Source organism: Algibacter sp. 2305UL17-15, from assembly GCF_040720935.1.
Lineage (GTDB): Bacteria > Bacteroidota > Bacteroidia > Flavobacteriales > Flavobacteriaceae > Jejuia.
In genome coordinates, this window is sequence record NZ_JBFDAE010000008.1 from 38,185 (window position 1) to 56,695 (window position 18,511).

The following is an 18,511-nucleotide window of genomic DNA, read 5'->3' on the forward strand; positions in this document are numbered from 1 at the left end:
GGTGAGTTTTTTGTGTTGAATAAATTTGGTTTTTTACCTACAGTAACAAAGACAGACTCAATATCAATTGATCTGGTCTAGTGTCTAATCTACTTTCAACACTTCCAACGTTCGTATTTATAAATTTAGCTTCGTTGTTGTTAAAGCCTCTTTCATATCTCAAATCAATCCCTAATTTTTTAAAGTTAAGTCCGATCCCAAAGTTCAGCCCAACTGAAAAGTCATCTTCAACATTATTGATGTTAATACCTTCAAATTCAGAATCTAAAATGTATTGGAAGGAAGGGCCGCCAAAAACACTTATTGGGCCTAAAACTTTAACGCCAACTAAAACAGGCGCATCGATTTTGCTGAGCTCAAAAGTATCGTCTTTATAATCACTCTTGGTTCTGGTATAAACCAATTCCGGTCTTAAATAAACCTTTTTTCCAATTTTCCCAAAAAGTCCAACATGGTAACCAACATTTCTATCTGGATTTTGAGCATTATCACTAATAGATTCAAAATAATCGCCATTGGCGTTGTAGTTCAATCCTCCTTTTATACCAAAGCCAGTTTGGGTTTGGGCGTAACCAGAAATAGAAAGTAATATGAGAGTTAAAATAAATAAAACAATCTTACCTGTTGAAAACTGCGTTTTAAGCTCCTTACTTAATTCATTTGTTTTTTTCATAATAATCGTTTTTAAGATTTGATGCCATATTTGATATCAAAAACGTTGCCAAACCAAAAATATTTTAAATCAGGTAAAGATTAAGAACAAAAAAAAAGGTGCTCTTAATTCTTTAAAAGCACCTTTTCGTAAATATTTAAATATTCTATTTTCTTTTGATAACTGCTTTTGCTTTTTCAACAATGGCGGTACTGTTTAATCCATATTTATCCATTAACTGTGCTGGAGTACCAGATTCGCCAAATGTATCATTAGTGCCAACAAATTCTTGAGGCGTTGGATTATTGGTTGCCAATACACGAGCAACACTTTCGCCTAAACCACCAAGAATATTATGTTCTTCGGCAGTAACAATACAACCTGTTTTAGCAACAGAAGCTAAAATAGCAGCATCGTCCAAAGGTTTGATGGTGTGCATATTTATGACTTCAGCAGAAATACCAGCTTCATTTAAAACTTTAGAGGCTTCTAAGGCTTCCCAAACCAAATGTCCTGTTGCAACAATAGTTACATCAGTACCTTCAGTCAATTGAATGGCTTTCCCTATTTCGAATTTTTGATTATCAGGCGTAAAAATTGGAACGGATGGTCTTCCAAAACGCAAATAAACAGGGCCTTCATGATCTGCAATTGCAATAGTTGCGGCTTTCGTTTGGTTATAATCGCAAGGATTTATAACCGTCATTCCCGGTAACATTTTCATCAACCCGATATCTTCAAGGATTTGGTGGGTTGCACCATCTTCACCTAAAGTTAAACCAGCATGCGAAGCACAAATTTTTACATTCTTCCCGGAATAGGCGATAGATTGACGAATTTGATCGTAAACACGACCCGTAGAAAAGTTTGCAAAAGTACCTGTAAAAGGAATTTTACCACCAATTGTTAAACCAGCAGCAATCCCCATCATATTAGCTTCTGCAATTCCTATTTGAAAAAAACGCTCAGGGTTTTCTTTAATAAACTCGTTCATTTTTAAAGACCCAATTAAGTCCGCACAAAGTGCAACAACATTAGGATTGGTTCTGCCAAGTTCTGCTAAACCAGCACCAAAACCACTTCTTGTATCTTTTTTTTCTGTGTATGTATATGTTTTCATAACTCTAAAATCGTAATTCGTAAATCTGAAATATTGATTAATAATCGCCTAAAGTTTCAGGGTTTTGTGCTAAACCTATCGCTAATTGCTCATCGTTTGGAGCTTTACCGTGCCATGCGTGCGTGTGCATCATAAAATCCACTCCATTACCCATTATGGTTTTAAGCAAGACACAAACTGGTTTTCCTTTTCCGGTTTCAGCTTTCGCTTTAGCCATTCCAGATAATACCGCTTCAAGATTGTTACCTTCTTCAATTTCTAAAACTGTCCATCCAAAGGCTTCAAACTTTCCTTTAATGCTTCCCATAGGTAAAACATCATCGGTAGCACCATCAATTTGCTGTCCGTTTAAATCAACGGTGGAAATTAAATTATCAACTTTTTTAGCAGCAGCATACATAATAGCTTCCCAATTTTGTCCTTCTTGCAGTTCACCATCACCATGTAAAGAATACACAATCTTGTCATCATTGTTTAGTTTTTTTGCTTGGGCAGCACCAATGGCCACAGACATACCCTGGCCTAATGAGCCAGAAGCAATTCTAATGCCAGGTAAACCTTCATGAGTAGTTGGATGTCCTTGCAATCTAGAATCAATCAATCTAAAGGTATTTAGTTCTTCAACTGGAAAATAACCCGCTCTTGCCAAAACACTATAGAATACAGGAGAGATATGGCCGTTTGATAGGAAGAATAAATCTTCGCCTATTCCATCCATATCGAATGTGTCTTTTCTGTCCATAATTTCGTTGTAAAGTGCAACGAAAAATTCGGCACACCCTAAAGAACCTCCCGGGTGACCAGAGTTTACTTTGTGTACCTGTCTTAAGATATCTCTTCGAACTTGCGTACAGATAGCTTCTAATTGTTGAGTATTTGGCATGTTATATGATTATATTTTGCGCCACAAAAGTAGGGTATTAAGATAGTTTTACAAAGTATTAAATGGGCATTTTGACCAAAGGATTAACTAGTGTTAATAAGTTTATTTTTTTTGATTAAAAATATGTAGGTTTGCGCACTGGTTTAGAGGTTTATGAAATTTGAATTAAAACAAAAAGACGCCCAAAGTAAAGCACGTGCAGGTACCATTACTACCGACCACGGCGTGATTGAAACCCCGATATTTATGCCCGTTGGTACGGTTGCTTCAGTTAAAGGTGTACATCAACGCGAACTTAAAAACGATATCAATCCAGATGTTATCTTAGGAAACACCTATCATCTATACTTACGTCCGCAAACCGATATTATCGAGAAAGCAGGAGGACTTCATAAATTTATGAATTGGGACCGGAATATTTTAACCGATTCTGGTGGCTATCAAGTCTATTCATTGTCTGCCAATAGAAAAATTAAGGAAGAAGGGGTAAAGTTCAAGTCGCATATTGATGGCAGTTACCATACGTTTACCCCAGAAAATGTGATGGAGATTCAAAGATCTATTGGTGCGGATATCATCATGGCTTTTGATGAATGTACACCCTATCCTTGCGAATATAATTATGTAAAGCGCTCGATGCATATGACCCATCGTTGGTTGGACAGATGCATCAATCATTTAGAGAAAACACCATTAAAATACGGTTATAATCAAGCTTTTTTTCCAATTGTTCAAGGTGGTACTTATAAAGATTTGCGACTACAATCTGCGGAATATATTGCAAATGCTGGAGCGGTAGGGAATGCTATTGGAGGTTTGTCCGTTGGAGAGCCCGCTGAGGAGATGTATGCCATGACAGAGGTGGTTTGTAATGTATTGCCAGAAGACAAACCAAGATATTTAATGGGAGTTGGCACACCTATCAATATTTTAGAAAATATTGCGTTAGGTATTGATATGTTCGATTGCGTGATGCCCACTCGTAATGCAAGAAACGGCATGTTATTTACGGCCCATGGCAGAATTAATATAAAAAATTTAAAATGGGCTGATGATTTTTCGCCTATTGATGACATGGCAATTACGTTTGTTGACACAGAATATAGTAAGGCTTATTTAAGACATTTGTTTACGGTCAACGAATTGTTAGGCAAACAAATAGCCACCATTCACAATTTAGGTTTTTATTTGTGGTTGGTTCGCGAAGCTAGAAAACATATATTAGCGGGAGATTTTGCCGCATGGAAAAATATGATGGTGAAACAGATGGATAAGAGACTTTAAAAGAGACTTTAAAAGAGACTTTAGAGAATAGACAATTAGACAATAGAAAATAAAGTCCAAATAATAAATAAAAATACCCGTTTACTTAAAGTTTATAAAGAGCTAGGGAGAAGATGAAAATATTAGATTGGTACATATTAAAACGCTATCTGCTTACATTTTTAATGATGTTGCTGCTCTTTATTCCTATTGGAATTACCGTAAATCTAGCTGAAAAAATCGGTAAAATTCTGGATAATGATGTGCCGTTTAACGAGGTGGCCTTGTTTTATTTTGATTTTACGATATACTTTGCAAACCTTTTATTTCCACTATTTTTATTCTTATCTGTCATTTGGTTTACATCCAAGTTAGCCAACAATACTGAGATTGTTGCTTTTTTAAGTTCGGGTGTGTCTTTTTCTAGATTTTTAAGACCTTATATATATGGTGCTACAATTACTGCAATTTTTGCACTTATTTTAGGCATGTTCCTGGCGCCAGCTGCAAGTAAAGGCTTTAACGAATTTGATTATAAATATTTTAAAAAACACAAAAGTGCTGTTGAAAACCAAAATGTATATCGGCAAATAAATGATACCGATTTTATTTATGTAAGTAGTTATGATTCTAAGAATAAACTAGGGCAAGATTTTACTTTAGAGCATTTTGAAGATAGTAAATTAATTACAAAGATTAATGCCAAAAGTATCCGTTATATTGAAAAAGATACGACTTATAGGCTCATAGATTATGCAAAAAGAAACATTGGTGCATTAGAAGATACTTTAGACATTCAAAGAAGAAAGGATACACTATTTTCCTTTGATGCGGAAGATTTAACTCCCGTGATTTATATTGCAGAAACGTTGTCTTATGCGGAGTTAACTAAATTTATAGCCAAAGAAGAAGCAAGGGGCTCTTCAAATATTGGGCGTTATAAATTAGTGCTTTACAGAAAATGGAGTTTACCTGTATCCATATTTATACTTACCATAATTGCAGTGGCGGTTTCTTCTATAAAAAGAAGAGGGGGTATGGGGGTTAATTTAGCTCTCGGAATTTGCATTGCCATGATTTTCATCTTTTTTGATAAGATTTTCGGGGTAATGGCACAACAATCAGATTTTCCTCCCATAATAGCCGTATGGTTTCCCAATGTCATTTTTGGTATTTTAGCAGTATATCTTTTATACAATGCCAAACGCTAAAATAAAGAATTACATTCATCTTCATTTTTTAGTATTTATTGCAGGTTTTACCGCGATTTTGGGTGAAGTAATATCTATTACCGCTGTGCCGTTGGTTTGGTTTCGTATGTCTATTGCAGCAGTTTTAATGTTTGTTTATATCTTGATAACTGGGGTTAGGCTTAAAATCAACCCTAAATCCATTTTAAGATTATCCGTAGCTGGAATTATAATCGCATTGCATTGGATTACTTTTTTTGCAGCCATAGACGCAGCCAATATTTCAATAGCATTGGCCATGTTTTCCACAGGTGCTTTTTTCGCTTCAATTATAGAACCCATTATTTTTAAACGAAAAGTTATAGGTTACGAAATTATATTCGGTCTGTTGGTCATAATAGGTATCTTCATTATTACTAATAGTGAACTAAAATATCTTACAGGTATTTTATTAGGAATCTCTTCCGCTTTTTTTTCATCATTATTTGCTGTTTTAAATGGCATCTTTTTAAGAAAACATTCGGCTACCGTAATTTCATTTTATGAGTTTATAAGTGGTGTATTGTTTATTTCACTATTCATAATTTGTTTTGAAGGTGGTTTTTCAGTTGAATTTTTTAAACTCAGTAGTGCCGATTTTTGGTATCTTTTTATCCTGGCATCAGTTTGTACCGCATATGCTTTTATTGCTTCGGTTTATGTTATGAAACTAATAAGTCCCTATACAGTAGTACTTACGTATAACCTCGAACCTATCTACGGTATTATTTTGGCATTGCTGTTATTTCCAGAGACTGAAAAAATGAGCACGTCCTTTTATTATGGCGCATTATTAATTATAAGTACTGTTTTGCTGAACGGCATTCTTAAAAATAAAGATGCTTTAAGAGGAAAGCGTATCAAATAGCATATGTATCAATTTTTGTAGTTAAATATAGCTAATATGGAAAAGTTAATTACCAATTGTGATTTTCTAAATTCGAAACAAAATAAATTCCGTAATTTTGCGTACTAACTAAAAATAACCGAATTAAATCCTTATGGAATATCTAGAATTCGAATTGCCTATAAAAGAGCTTGAGGACCAACTTCAAAAATGTAAAGTTATTGGAGAAGAAAGTGACGTAGATGTTACTGAAACCTGCGAGCAAATAGAAAAAAAACTAAAAACTACTATAACTGATATTTATAAAAACTTAACACCTTGGCAAAGGGTGCAGTTATCAAGACATCCAGATAGACCCTATACAATGGATCATATTAAAGCTATCTGCGGAAATTCTTTTTTAGAACTTCATGGAGATAGAAATTTTAAGGATGATAAAGCCATGATTGGCGGTTTAGGTAAGATTGGAGACCAAAGCTATATGTTTATTGGGCAACAAAAAGGATATAATACCAAAACCCGCCAGTTAAGAAACTTCGGGATGGCGAACCCAGAAGGCTATAGAAAAGCGTTGCGCTTAATGAAATCTGCCGAAAAATTTGGAATTCCCGTGGTCACCCTAATTGATACTCCAGGTGCATACCCAGGTCTGGAAGCTGAAGAACGCGGACAAGGAGAGGCAATTGCCAGAAATATTTTGGAGATGGCACGTTTAAAAGTACCAATTATAACCATAATTATTGGTGAAGGCGCATCGGGCGGTGCTTTGGGAATTGGTGTTGGAAATAAGGTTTTAATGTTAGAGAACACATGGTACTCTGTAATTTCACCAGAATCCTGTTCATCTATATTATGGCGCAGTTGGGAATATAAGGAGCAGGCCGCTGAGGCCTTAAAACTGACGGCAATTGATATGAAAAAACTAAAATTGGTTGATGAGATTATCAAGGAACCTTTAGGAGGCGCTCACAGAGACAGGGAGAAAACTTTTAAGGCAGTGAGCAATGCCATTGAAAAGTGTTATAATGAATTAAAAAACTTATCACCAACAGATTTGGTAAATACTCGCATGGATAAATATGCCAATATGGGTGTGTTCAAGGGTTAAGCTACTTAAAACCAAAACATATTAAAATCTGAAGTGAAAGCTTCAGATTTTTTTTGTCGCTATTCACAATTTATTTAAGTTATCAACAGTTATTTTGTATAAGAATGAAAACGAAAAAGGATTAATTTTTCTAATTTTGTTGCTATGAAACAACCAAATCAAATTACTGGATATAAAGTTGATAAAAGTACTTTAATTAGTCTTGAGAAAGGAAAAATACCACCTCAAGCACTTGATTTAGAGGAGGTTGTTCTAGGGGCGATGATGATTGATAAGAAAGGTGTTGATGAGGTAATCGATATTTTGAGTGCCGATGCATTTTACAAAGAAGCCCATCAACATATTTTTGAAGCCATTTTTCAATTGTTTGAAGATAGTGAGCCGGTTGACTTATTAACCGTTTCAACACGATTAAAAAAGAACGCTAAATTAGAACTGTCCGGCGGCGATTTTTACCTCATTTCCTTAACTCAAAAAGTATCTTCTTCGGCGCATATCGAATTTCATGCACGTATTATTCTTCAAAAATTTATTCAGCGGAGCTTAATTAAAATTTCGAACGAAATAATTGAGGATTCCTATGATGAAACCAAAGATGTTTTCGATCTATTGGATAAGGCCGAATCCAGACTTTACGAAGTTACCCAAGGAAATATCAAAAAATCTAGTGAAACCGCACAAGACTTAGTAATTCAAGCCAAGAAAAAAATTGAGGAGATTTCTAATAAGGAAGGTTTAAGTGGTATTCCAACAGGGTTTCATAAATTGGACAAATTAACTTCTGGATGGCAACCTTCAGATTTAATTATTGTTGCAGCACGTCCTGGTATGGGTAAAACGGCTTTAACGCTATCCATGGCAAGAAACATTGCTGTAGATCAAAAGATTCCTGTCGCTTTTTTCTCATTAGAAATGGCATCCGTACAGTTAATTATGCGTTTAATTTCTAGTGAAACGGGCTTGTCTTCTGAAAAATTGAGAACAGGAAAACTAGAAAAGCACGAATGGGAACAACTCAATGTAAAAGTTAAAGATTTAGAAAAAGCACCATTGTTTATAGATGATACGCCTTCGCTTTCAATATTCGATTTAAGAGCAAAAGCGCGCCGACTGGCATCACAGCACGGTATAAAAATGATCATGATTGATTATTTACAGTTGATGACGGGAGGGAGTAGTCATGCAGGAAATCGCGAACAAGAAATTTCAATGATTTCGAGAAACCTGAAAGCTTTGGCAAAGGAATTGAATGTTCCGGTAATTGCTTTATCGCAGTTATCGCGTGCGGTTGAAACCCGTGGAGGTAGCAAGCGTCCGTTATTATCAGATTTACGTGAATCTGGCGCCATTGAGCAAGATGCCGATATTGTAAGCTTTATTTACAGACCAGAATATTATAAAATTGACGAGTGGGATGACGAAGAACGTTCGCCAACGGAAGGTCAGGCAGAGTTTATCATCGCAAAACACAGAAATGGTGGTTTGGAGAACATTCGTTTAAAATTCGTTGGACACTTAGGTAAGTTCGATAATTTGGATGATTTTGATTCGCCGTTTGAATTTCATAGTAAAATGAACGCTGCTGCAAATGATGATACATTTAAAACTGATAATTTTACGGCAAGCCCAGACCAAGCTTTTGGTAGTTCGTTTAATGATGAGGAGGAGAATGATGTGCCTTTTTAACATATGATTAATTTAATGAGGTTGAATTTTTCTTTATCTTTCGGTTTATGAAAAAGTCCCTATTATTTATCCTATTCATTTTAATATCATTTAAGACCTATGCGTCCTATATCCTAATTCCAATGGATGTAGATACCCAAAAGAATCATTTAAAAGCTTATGGCATCACCTATTGGACCTTAGATAAGCAATTAAAGGTAAAATGGTTACTCAATTATAGAGGTGGTTCATTCTTATTGCCTGATACCGAAACGATTCAACAAGAATGCCAGATTAGAGGAGTGTCTTTTGAAGTGATTTCAAATGCTAAAGCAGAAAGTATTCTCGAGGAAATTGCTAGTCCCAGTCAAAATATGGAAGCGGTTGTGCTAGAAAAAGCACCAAAAATTGCTGTTTATACACCCAAGGGCAAACTGCCTTGGGATGATGCTGTAACTATGGTCTTGAAGTATGCCGAAATTCCGTACGAGACAGTTTACGATGAAGAAGTTTTAAACGACGGGCTATTATTGTTTGATTGGCTACACCTGCATCATGAGGATTTTACTGGACAGTATGGTAAATTTTACAGCATGTATCGCACTTCATCTTGGTACATTCAGGAAAAGAAAGAAGCCGAAGCGCTTGCAGAAAAGCTAGGGTATAGTAAAGTGTCTAAAGCAAAAGCAGATGTGGCTTTGAAAATCCGGGATTATGTTGTTGGTGGAGGTTTTATGTTTGCGATGTGTAGTGCTACAGATAGTTTTGATGTTGCTTTATCTGCAGAAGGGATAGATATATGCGAGCCCATGTTTGATGGGGATGGGAGTGACCCAAGTTATCAAAAGAAGATCGATTATGGTAAAACTTTTGCATTTACAAATTATACACTTGAACGAAATCCGATGGTTTATGAGTTTTCATCAATAGATACAACACGAAAACGAATGGTGTCCAAAACAACAGATTATTTCTCGTTAATGGAATTTTCAGCAAAATGGGATCCTGTACCAACTATGTTATGTCAAAACCATACCGCATTGGTCAAAGGATTTATGGGCCAAACGACTGCTTTTACTAGAGATCAAATAAAATCGAATGTATTGGTAATGGGAGAAAATAAAGCCAATGGTGAAGCCAAGTACATTCATGGTATTAAAGGAAAAGGCTTTTTTACGTTTTACGGTGGCCATGATCCAGAAGACTATCAACATAGAGTGGGAGATGCGAAAACAGAATTGGATTTACACCCTACCTCACCTGGATACAGATTGATATTAAACAATGTTTTATTTCCAGCAGCCAAAAAGAAGAAGCAAAAAACTTAGAGATTGTTTAAGATTTCGTCAATCATTTTTAAACAATCTCTTAAATTGTTTGCGTTATAATTTTTCGTTTAAAAGTATATTTAAACCCATCAGATAGCGTTCCGGTTGAAGTTATGTTTTGGTCGATTATTAAATCTTCGCCACTTTCAATATTTGGTGTTACGATTGCTCCGTATTCTGTACCATCGACAAAAAGAATAGAATTTGTATCATAGGCAGGGATTGATATGGCATAAACACCAGTATCTAATCCATCTTCTAGTGTGTTATCGTCATTATTGTTTTGAACAGATAAAGTGCCATTTCCATTAGAATCTACGCTAAATACGTATATGATAATATCCATATCAAAATCAATATCAACACCAGCAATGCCACCTGAAACATTAGTTAAATGCCATTGGTAAATTTCTATTTCTCTTTGTGATTCACTAGCAGGGTCATCGCTATTGTTCAGGCTACAACTAGTACATAATAAAAGGAAAATAGCAGGAAGAAATATTTTGAGTTTCATAAACAATAGCCTTATAGTTATTAGTTAGATGATAAAAGTTAACAATGGTTGCGTATTTATTTCATAAAATTACAGTACAAAGTTATCTTTTTCTTTTAAAAGTTTTTGTAAAATTAGTTCTACGCCAAAATCATTATTACTTTTAGTTTCGAATCTAGCTATAGATTTAACGTCTTTGTGCGCATTTTCCATGGCATAACTAAAATAGGCCGTTTGCAACATTTCTATATCGTTGTTATAATCTCCAAAAACTAAAGTTTCTTCTGCCGTAATATTGAATTTATCTTGTATATGCTTTACTGCGTGTCCCTTATTGGCAATGTTTTCAGAAATATCAACCCAATGTGTTGCCGATAATTTTACTTTAAAATGAGATTCTAAATGTTTCACATGGGGATAAATATATTTTTCTGAACTCTCTTCATGAAATAAGGCCACTTTATAAATAGGATTATCTATATCATCGGGTGAATCAATAATACTATAGCTGGCATAATATTCTGATAATAAATTCAATAAGGGTTTCGATTTGCTCATTACAAATGCTTTTGTTTTTGAACAAAATACAGGGTGTGCATCATTAATTTTACTAATTATGGTAATGATATTATTAAGATTTTCATCCTTTATCGGGTTTGAAAGCAAGGTAACATCTTCCTTTACAGCAAACCCTCCGTTTTCTGCAACAATTATAATATCGTTTTTAATGGCTTTTAACTTATCGGTGATACCATAATACGGACGTCCACTAGCAGCAGTAAAAATAATATTATGAGATTTTAGTTTATTAAATAGTTCGAAAAATAGAGGGCTTACTTCATGTTTGGAATTTAAAAGTGTACCATCCATATCTGTAACCACTAACTTTACTTGAGATAGGTTCATGTATTTTTGTTTAGGACTGCTAAATTACATTTCTTTAAATAAAGTCAATAGTATTAACATATTTAGATTATAAAGTTTATAATTCTAGGTATATATTACTTACAATACTATTTTTATTTATTAAAAAAATCGACAAAAGGATTGTTTTTTACGATAAATTACATAAATTAGCGACCTTAAACCCTTAAATCGAATACATGAAAACAAAATTAATCTTTCTTAGTTTTTGCTTTATACTTGTGGCAGGCGCTGGTTTTGCTCAAAAAAGGAAACAGCCAAAAAGTATTATAAGTGACGATGTTGCCATAAAAAAATACCATAGTAAATCTGAATTGGATCGTATGGCCAAAGGTGAATTGTTAGTGCTTTATGTAGAACGCATTGAGAGTCTTGTTAAATTATTGCCTTACATCGCTTTTGCTACTAAACCAGGTGTTACAATGTCAACCTTGGGTATTCCAAATGACAGCGACAATAGGAAAGCCCTTGATGATCAGTTTGAAGCAACGGATGAATTTTTAGAGAAAACTTCTGAATTTCAAAAAAGAATTTTACCATATTCTGATACAAACGACTTGGTCTCAGCCATTATATTCTATGAGGAAGCTTTAAAGTCTCTACATGAATATAGTGAATTTCATTAGATTAAGTTTTTGGTAAATGGTATGGAATTTTCTGCTAAAAACCAGAGGGTGTCATTATCTCTAGACTTTTTTTTTGAATAATTACCGTAATCTTCTAGTTGATTTCATTAGAAAATTCAGGAATAAAAACTGGTATTTCTTATAATTTTGTTACTGAAAGTTAATTCTTTCTCATATTTCATAAAACATTATTTAATGCATTTCATCGATAAAATAACAATCTTTTTAATTAAAAAAATGCATTTCATCGAAATAATTGGTATTTCGTGGATTTAACCCTTATTTTTGGTTGTCAAATGAATGATTGAAAATAGATACAACTATAATCCTCATAAAATGAAAAACTTTACCCTTATCGTTTTACTTTTTTTGCTCACACTTGGAAATGCTTTTTCCCAACAGGAAAAAGGAATAGTGGGCAATAAAAACTGGTTGAATAATTGGACTGAATTTAAACCTATTCAAAAAGATTATGGAGAGCCAACAGAAATATTATCTGGAACCATTACAGAGCATAGAACATTACACAAGAGTGAAGTTTATTTGCTTATGGGAAGTGTTTTTGTAACAAACGAAGCAACCTTAACTATTGAACCAGGAACAACAATCTTAGGCGATTACAAAACAAAAGGTTCGCTAACAGTGGCCAATGGTGCTAAAATAATTGCTGAAGGTTATCAAACCGATCCTATAATTTTTACTTCAAACAGGAGTGTAAAAAGAGCAGGCGACTGGGGTGGAATTATCATACTTGGTAATGCTCCAGTAAATAGATTTGGTTCTGGTTCAGTAGCATCTTATTATCCAAACTTAAATGCTGCCGATTATAGACATACCAATTATGGGGGTGATAATCCGATACATTCTTCTGGAATATTTAAATATGTTAGAATAGAATATGCAGGTAAAAGAGTTTCTCAAGAAGGTTATTTTAATGGCCTACTTCTAGCTGGTGTTGGATCTGATACCGAAATACGCAACGTAATGGTCAGTAACTCTGGAGAAGATGCTTTTGAAGTTTGGGGAGGTAATGTGTCATTATTCAGTCTTGTGTCCCATAGAGCAAAAGGAACAGATTTCAAATTCAATTACGGCACAAACTCGAAGTTGTCCAACTCTTTAGCCATTAGATCTCCTTATGCATCAAACGGTGAAAGATCAAGGTGTCTAGAAGTGCTTTCATATGATAAAAAAGAAGAATTTGATTTTACGAAAAGCAAAACATCCTTAGAAGCGAGGAACTTAACATTTCTTAATGATAGTGAAGATTTAGCATCTGATATAAAAATGAATTTAGTGCACGAAGCAATTTTTGTAGGCGAAAGTTCTAAATTGAACATGTTTAAAAGCGTTATTTCTGGTTTCAACCCAGCGGTAATTTTAGATGACGACATACAACTGAATCAAGAAAATTTGCATAGAATTTCGTTAAAAGAGATGTATTTTAATAATTGTAAAGGAAACATTTTTGTAGAAAACAATTCTAATAATGACGACTTAGAGAACTGGTATGGCAATAACGCCTTCTTTAATGTGTATTCTAAAAGTAAAAATTCTGAAACTTTTATCGCTGCGGAAGATTATAAAAAACCCGATTTTAGATTGAGAATCAATAAAATAATTGCAACAAATATTGATAGGGATTTAATGGATGAATAAGATTAAAACTTTACAATAAATATGACAAAAACTCTAGGTTGTTACTTTCCAATTTACACGCTCATAATTTGGGAAAATTTAGTTCTAAAATAATAATTTAGAGCATTTTAATTCCTAGACGTTTTATTAAAAAGAATAAAAGCGTATGAGGAATTTTACTATTCTGATTTTTATAGCAATTATAGTTTCCTGTTTAGGTACCTTAAATGCACAAATAGTAATTAGTAAACCTAATTTGGGTTTTACCCAAGCATGTGCGAGTGCTTCATTTAATAGTTTCGATGTTACTTTTTCGTTTTCACCCGAAGCAAATTTAAATCCTTCAAATCAGTTTATTGTTGAGTTATCTGATGCTACGGGAAGTTTTTCAAATACTACAACAGTATATACTTCAACAGCTGGAAGCATAACAACCTCACCAGTCACTATTAGCATTTCTTTACCAACAACAACTTCTGGGGAATCATATAAGCTTAGAGTAAAAAGTACTGCGCCAGCAGTAACAAGTAGTGCATCAAATGCATTTCCTGCCTATTATAAAATTCAAGACGCGCCATTTTCAATAAATAATTTAGTTGAAACAGGTGTGTATTGCTCAGGTGGAAGTTATCTACTAATCATTGATAACCCCGGAGGTGCAATGAATGATTCGCCATTACAATACCCGTCATTGAGTTTCAATTGGTATAAGGAAACAAGCCCAACAACATCAGTTTTTGTGGCTTCAGGAGAAAGTTTATCGGTTAGCGGCCCTGGAACTTATTTTGTAGAAACCGATTATGGTTCTTGTACATCAAATTCTTTTTCAAACCGAGTAACTATAAGTGAGGCTTCATCTGGAACCGCAACAAGTTCTATTAGTTCTAGTTTAGGAAATCCTTATTGTTCGGCAGATGGCCCAACAATTTTAAGCGCTATAAACGGAGTTGCGTATCAATGGTATAAAGATGGAAATGAAATTGCAGGTGCAACAAACCAGATGTACCAAACCAATGAAGATGGAACTTACGCCGTCACTATAGATTTAGGAGATTGTACTGCAAGTGCCACCATTACATTAGAGAATACAGGTTTTGAAAGTAGTATCGATGTTGATGTTGGTCAACCCACTATGCTACCCGATGGCGAAACATTAGATGTAACTGTGACAACCACGGCGGTGAACCCAGAATTTAAATGGTATTTAAATGATGTTGTAATTACTGGTGCAAATAATTCCACATATGAAGTTTTACAGGAAGGAAATTATAAAGCTATAATCAACCAAATGTCTGGTTGTCTGTCATCAAAGGAATTTAGTTTTAGAGTTACCGAACCATTTCCAGACGTGTTGCAAATTCCTAATGTAATCACTCCAAACGGAGATGGAACAAATGATACGTGGGTAATTCCTCAGGCATACGTTAGCGGCACAAATACCGAAGTTACATTATATACTGCTCGTGGAAAAGTAGCACTTTCGACAAAAGATTATCAAAATAATTGGCCAGAAAAGCAATTGAATTTTAAAGATGTGAGCCCAATTTTCTATTACATTATAAAAACAGAAAACCAAAAGACGATAAAAGGGTCTATTACGGTTGTGAAATAAAATGAACAAATATCTAATATATCTGCTTCTAGTTTTCTGTACCATACAGCAATTCCATTCCCAAGAGGGTAGTGCTGTTGTTGGGTTGTCGCTACCAGTTAGAAACTCTTTAAAGTTTAATAGATATGCCATTAACCCCACATTCAGTTTTGTAAGGGAACAAAATAGATTTATAAGTTTTACCAATAAAAAACAATGGGTACAATTTAATGATGCGCCACAATCCTATTTATTTAGTTATTCGGGTAGATTTAAGGAAAATATTGGAGCAGGTTTAAGTTTGTTTCAGCAAGATTTTGGTGTTTTAACTACTTTCGGGGGGATTTTAAATTTTGCATACAATGTCAATATCAGTAATGACAGTAATTTAACTTTCGGATTAAATTTAGGCGCTTACCAAAGTGGCATTAGTCAAGGTCGAGTAGTTGTTAATACTCCAGATCCAACTTTACAAAATATACCATCTAGCTTTTTATTTACGGTAAATCCAGGTATTAACTACGGCACAACTTTTTTAGATTTTGGAGTCTCTATTAATAATCTGGTGGCCTATGATATCAGTAATTCCAAAATGATTGAAGATAATCCAGAACAAGCTATTCAAGGACATATCATGTACACAGGTTATATGAATTCGCGTGGTTTTTTTGATGAAAGTAAATTTTCAACACTTTTTAAAAGTGAATTTAAAAAAGACCAGGCAGTACTTTCTGGATTGGTAATGTTAACTGTCCCAAAGGGAATTTGGGCACAGGCAGGTTACAATTCATTATATGGTGCTTCCGCAGGAATTGGTCTCAACGTAACCGAGAATATTGCTTTAGAATATAACTACGAGCAATCCATGGGCAATTTGTCGGAATTTGGAAATTCCCATGAAATTACAATAGCGTATAGATTTAAGAATAAGTATCGTTTTAGTTACGGTGACGATGATGAAGAGCAATCTGTTTTCAATTCAAGACATAAAAAAGTAAAAGCAAATACCATTTCGAAGAGTGACTCTGAAATAATGGCTAAGAGACGAATAGAAATTGCAGCCCAACGTAAAGCAGCTGCCGAGGCTAAAAAGGAACAAGCTTCAGTTGTGAATTCAAATGAAAAATCGAATCCATTAGCTATAAATACTTCTAAAAATAAAGATGATGAATTGGCAAAACGTAAAATAGAAGAAAGTAAACTGAAGTTAGAAGCGGAAGCCCAAGCAAAACTGGAAGCGGAAGCAACAAAAGCTAAGTTGGAAGCAGAAGCAAAGGCAAAAGAAGCAGCCCGATTACAGGCCATAGAAAAAGCTAGAATTGAAGCAGAAGCCAAAAAACAACTGGAAGAGGCCGAAAGATTAAAACGAGAAGAAGCAACCAGATTAAGGTTGGAAGCGGAAGCCCAAGCAAAACTGGAAGCGGAAGCAGCAAAAGCTAAGTTGGAAGCACAAGCCAAGGCAAAAGAAGCAGCGCGCTTACAACAAATAGAAAAAGCCAAAGCAGATGCTGAAGCCAAAAGACAATTAGAAGAAGTCGAAAGATTAAAACGAGAAGAAGCAACCAGATTAAGGTTGGAAGCGGAAGCCCAAGCAAAACTGGAAGCGGAAGCAACAAAAGCTAAGTTGGAAGCAGAAGCAAAGGCAAAAGAAGCAGCCCGATTACAGGCCATAGAAAAAGCTAGAATCGAAGCAGAAGCCAAAAAACAACTGGAAGAAGCCGAAAGATTAAAGCGGGAAGAAGCAACCAGATTAAGGTTAGAAGCAGAAGCCCAAGCAAAATTGGAAGCGGAAGCAGCAAAAGCTAAGATGGAAGCGGAAGCCAAGGCAAAAGAAGCGGCACGATTACAGGCCATAGAAAAAGCTAGAATTGAAGCAGAAGCCAAAAAACAACTGGAAGAGGCCGAAAGATTAAAGCGAGAAGAAGCAACCAGATTGAGGCTAGAAGCGGAAGCCCAAGCAAAATTGGAAGCGGAAGCAGCAAAAGCTAAGTTGGAAGCGGAAGCCAAGGCAAAAGAAGCAGCCCGATTACAGGCCATAGAAAAGGCCAAAGCAGATGCAGAAGCCAAAAAACAACTGGAAGAAACTGAAAGATTAAAAGCAGAAGCAAAAGCAAAACTCGAAGCAGAAACAACAGCAGTTAATGAATCCATCCCCGAAGCAACGGATGCGACATCGCAATCTATGAGAGATTTAACGAAATCTTCCGAAGAGACTATAAAAATTCAGCGAGAACTATTAGATAATTTATCAAAAAAGATAGACAGTAAGCAAAATGATTTAGATGATCTAAAAAAGGAGAACGATTTAAGTGAACAAGGCCTTTATCAAGCACCAAAACAGTTTAAAAGCATTACTGCCGAAAATGAGGCTTTAGAAAAAGTACAAGATGAAATTAATAAAAGGATAGAAGAACAAAATATAAAAATTATTGAACTTGAGACTTTATACATAACTCGAAAGAAAAAAGTGAGGAGTAAAAATGATCCAGTAAACGCCTTTTATTTGAAAACCATAGAGCGATTAAAATCTGAACAGTTAAAAACAATTACCGCTAAGAGGGGTCTTGAAGCTACGTTAGAAGACATTAAGGTTGCCACAGATTATGAAAGGAAAAGACGTATTAGACGAGCAGCATATGATAACCAAGAAGATCGTTATATAAAAGATAAAGCTGCTTTGGCCCGTATTAAGAAATTTACAGATGAAAGTGCAACACCATTAAGGGAAGAGGACTTTGATTTTGGTGAAGAGCAAACTCGAAATATTCAAATTATTAAGAACGTAACTAACGAAGACAATGGTTATTATATGGTAATTGCTGTGCATAGTGATATTGAGAAAAGAGATGAGTTTGTAACCAAAGTTGTGGCTTCAGGAGAAAAGAATGTTAATTTCTTCTTTGATGTAACTACTAATAAATACTTCATCTATTACGAAAAATTTGGTTCAATTGGTGAGGCTAAAAATGCATTAGAAGCTAAAGGCAGTACCCCTTATAATGGTAAAATGTCCTTGGTTAAAATAGAAAACTAACCTTTTAATTTACTATTTTTTTATTCATCTGCTTTTTAAAAAAAAATGCATCAACTATACATTACATGAATTTATTGTGTATTTGAATTTTAATTCCTACATATTTATTT

At 34.7% G+C, this 18,511-nt stretch carries 15 protein-coding genes; 10 read left to right on the plus strand and 5 right to left on the minus strand.

Annotation, left to right across the window (positions count from 1 at the left end; translation table 11 throughout):
• Positions 1-37: 37 nt before the first annotated feature.
• The 3 genes from ABXQ82_RS10035 to ABXQ82_RS10045 form a co-directional block, all read right to left on the minus strand.
• The gene (locus ABXQ82_RS10035; protein WP_367058648.1) at positions 38-673 is read right to left on the minus strand and encodes an outer membrane beta-barrel protein; all 636 of its coding nucleotides are present in this window, start codon (positions 671-673) and stop codon (positions 38-40) included.
• Positions 674-818: 145 nt separating this feature from the next.
• Entirely contained in the window at positions 819-1,772 is a 954-nt protein-coding gene (locus ABXQ82_RS10040; RefSeq protein ID WP_367058651.1) for a transketolase family protein, read from the minus strand.
• A gap of 37 nt (positions 1,773-1,809) precedes the next feature.
• Entirely contained in the window at positions 1,810-2,655 is an 846-nt protein-coding gene (locus ABXQ82_RS10045; protein ID WP_367058654.1) for a transketolase, read from the minus strand.
• A gap of 153 nt (positions 2,656-2,808) precedes the next feature.
• Here ABXQ82_RS10045 and tgt point away from each other — a divergent pair, with 153 nt between their 5' ends.
• The 6 genes from tgt (at position 2,809) to ABXQ82_RS10075 (ending at position 10,095) form a co-directional block, all read left to right on the plus strand.
• Complete coding sequence (gene tgt, locus ABXQ82_RS10050) at positions 2,809-3,939, plus strand: tRNA guanosine(34) transglycosylase Tgt (RefSeq protein ID WP_367058656.1); 1,131 nt, start codon at positions 2,809-2,811, stop codon at positions 3,937-3,939.
• Between the two features lie 113 nt (positions 3,940-4,052).
• On the plus strand, positions 4,053-5,129 hold the full coding sequence (locus ABXQ82_RS10055) for an LptF/LptG family permease (protein WP_367058659.1): 1,077 nt from the start codon (positions 4,053-4,055) through the stop codon (positions 5,127-5,129).
• Entirely contained in the window at positions 5,116-6,015 is a 900-nt protein-coding gene (locus ABXQ82_RS10060; RefSeq protein ID WP_367058662.1) for a DMT family transporter, read from the plus strand. Before ABXQ82_RS10055 ends, ABXQ82_RS10060 begins: the two co-directional genes overlap by 14 nt.
• Before the next feature lie 133 nt (positions 6,016-6,148).
• Positions 6,149-7,102, plus strand: a complete 954-nt coding sequence (locus ABXQ82_RS10065; RefSeq protein ID WP_367058665.1) for an acetyl-CoA carboxylase carboxyltransferase subunit alpha — start codon at positions 6,149-6,151, stop codon at positions 7,100-7,102.
• A gap of 144 nt (positions 7,103-7,246) precedes the next feature.
• Entirely contained in the window at positions 7,247-8,788 is a 1,542-nt protein-coding gene (gene dnaB / locus ABXQ82_RS10070) for a replicative DNA helicase (protein WP_367058668.1), read from the plus strand.
• A gap of 47 nt (positions 8,789-8,835) precedes the next feature.
• Positions 8,836-10,095, plus strand: coding sequence for an asparagine synthetase B (locus ABXQ82_RS10075; RefSeq protein WP_367058670.1), 1,260 nt, complete (start codon positions 8,836-8,838; stop codon positions 10,093-10,095).
• A 40-nt stretch (positions 10,096-10,135) separates the two neighbouring features.
• Here ABXQ82_RS10075 and ABXQ82_RS10080 read toward each other — a convergent pair whose 3' ends face one another.
• Together ABXQ82_RS10080 and ABXQ82_RS10085 are read right to left on the minus strand one after the other, a co-directional pair.
• Entirely contained in the window at positions 10,136-10,609 is a 474-nt protein-coding gene (locus ABXQ82_RS10080) for a hypothetical protein (RefSeq protein WP_367058672.1), read from the minus strand.
• A 69-nt stretch (positions 10,610-10,678) separates the two neighbouring features.
• Positions 10,679-11,494, minus strand: a complete 816-nt coding sequence (locus ABXQ82_RS10085; protein ID WP_367058675.1) for an HAD family hydrolase — start codon at positions 11,492-11,494, stop codon at positions 10,679-10,681.
• Positions 11,495-11,691: 197 nt separating this feature from the next.
• On the opposite strand from ABXQ82_RS10085, the gene ABXQ82_RS10090 reads away from it, so the two are divergent.
• From ABXQ82_RS10090 to ABXQ82_RS10105, 4 genes are all read left to right on the plus strand, one after another.
• Positions 11,692-12,138 carry a hypothetical protein gene (locus ABXQ82_RS10090; RefSeq protein ID WP_367058677.1) on the plus strand — a complete coding sequence of 149 codons (447 nt, stop codon included), beginning with the start codon at positions 11,692-11,694 and terminating at the stop codon, positions 12,136-12,138.
• 336 nt (positions 12,139-12,474) lie between these two features.
• Positions 12,475-13,797 carry a hypothetical protein gene (locus ABXQ82_RS10095; protein ID WP_367058680.1) on the plus strand — a complete coding sequence of 441 codons (1,323 nt, stop codon included), beginning with the start codon at positions 12,475-12,477 and terminating at the stop codon, positions 13,795-13,797.
• Positions 13,798-13,942: 145 nt separating this feature from the next.
• A complete protein-coding gene (locus ABXQ82_RS10100; protein WP_367058682.1) occupies positions 13,943-15,388 on the plus strand; it encodes a gliding motility-associated C-terminal domain-containing protein in 1,446 nt (481 codons plus the stop codon).
• 1 nt (position 15,389) lies between these two features.
• Positions 15,390-18,401: a PorP/SprF family type IX secretion system membrane protein gene (locus ABXQ82_RS10105; RefSeq protein WP_367058685.1), complete on the plus strand. Its 3,012-nt coding sequence runs from the start codon at positions 15,390-15,392 to the stop codon at positions 18,399-18,401.
• The last annotated feature ends 110 nt before the right edge of the window (positions 18,402-18,511 follow it).

Coding starts and splice junctions, on each gene's coding strand:
- ABXQ82_RS10080 (WP_367058672.1), bottom strand. CDS start 10,609: ATGAAACTCAAAATATTTCTTCCTGCTATTTTCCTTTTATTATGTACT.
- ABXQ82_RS10095 (WP_367058680.1), top strand. CDS start 12,475: ATGAAAAACTTTACCCTTATCGTTTTACTTTTTTTGCTCACACTTGGA.
- ABXQ82_RS10060 (WP_367058662.1), top strand. CDS start 5,116: ATGCCAAACGCTAAAATAAAGAATTACATTCATCTTCATTTTTTAGTA.
- ABXQ82_RS10035 (WP_367058648.1), bottom strand. CDS start 673: ATGAAAAAAACAAATGAATTAAGTAAGGAGCTTAAAACGCAGTTTTCA.
- ABXQ82_RS10075 (WP_367058670.1), top strand. CDS start 8,836: ATGAAAAAGTCCCTATTATTTATCCTATTCATTTTAATATCATTTAAG.
- ABXQ82_RS10040 (WP_367058651.1), bottom strand. CDS start 1,772: ATGAAAACATATACATACACAGAAAAAAAAGATACAAGAAGTGGTTTT.
- ABXQ82_RS10105 (WP_367058685.1), top strand. CDS start 15,390: ATGAACAAATATCTAATATATCTGCTTCTAGTTTTCTGTACCATACAG.
- ABXQ82_RS10055 (WP_367058659.1), top strand. CDS start 4,053: ATGAAAATATTAGATTGGTACATATTAAAACGCTATCTGCTTACATTT.
- ABXQ82_RS10065 (WP_367058665.1), top strand. CDS start 6,149: ATGGAATATCTAGAATTCGAATTGCCTATAAAAGAGCTTGAGGACCAA.
- ABXQ82_RS10090 (WP_367058677.1), top strand. CDS start 11,692: ATGAAAACAAAATTAATCTTTCTTAGTTTTTGCTTTATACTTGTGGCA.
- dnaB (WP_367058668.1), top strand. CDS start 7,247: ATGAAACAACCAAATCAAATTACTGGATATAAAGTTGATAAAAGTACT.
- ABXQ82_RS10085 (WP_367058675.1), bottom strand. CDS start 11,494: ATGAACCTATCTCAAGTAAAGTTAGTGGTTACAGATATGGATGGTACA.
- tgt (WP_367058656.1), top strand. CDS start 2,809: ATGAAATTTGAATTAAAACAAAAAGACGCCCAAAGTAAAGCACGTGCA.
- ABXQ82_RS10100 (WP_367058682.1), top strand. CDS start 13,943: ATGAGGAATTTTACTATTCTGATTTTTATAGCAATTATAGTTTCCTGT.
- ABXQ82_RS10045 (WP_367058654.1), bottom strand. CDS start 2,655: ATGCCAAATACTCAACAATTAGAAGCTATCTGTACGCAAGTTCGAAGA.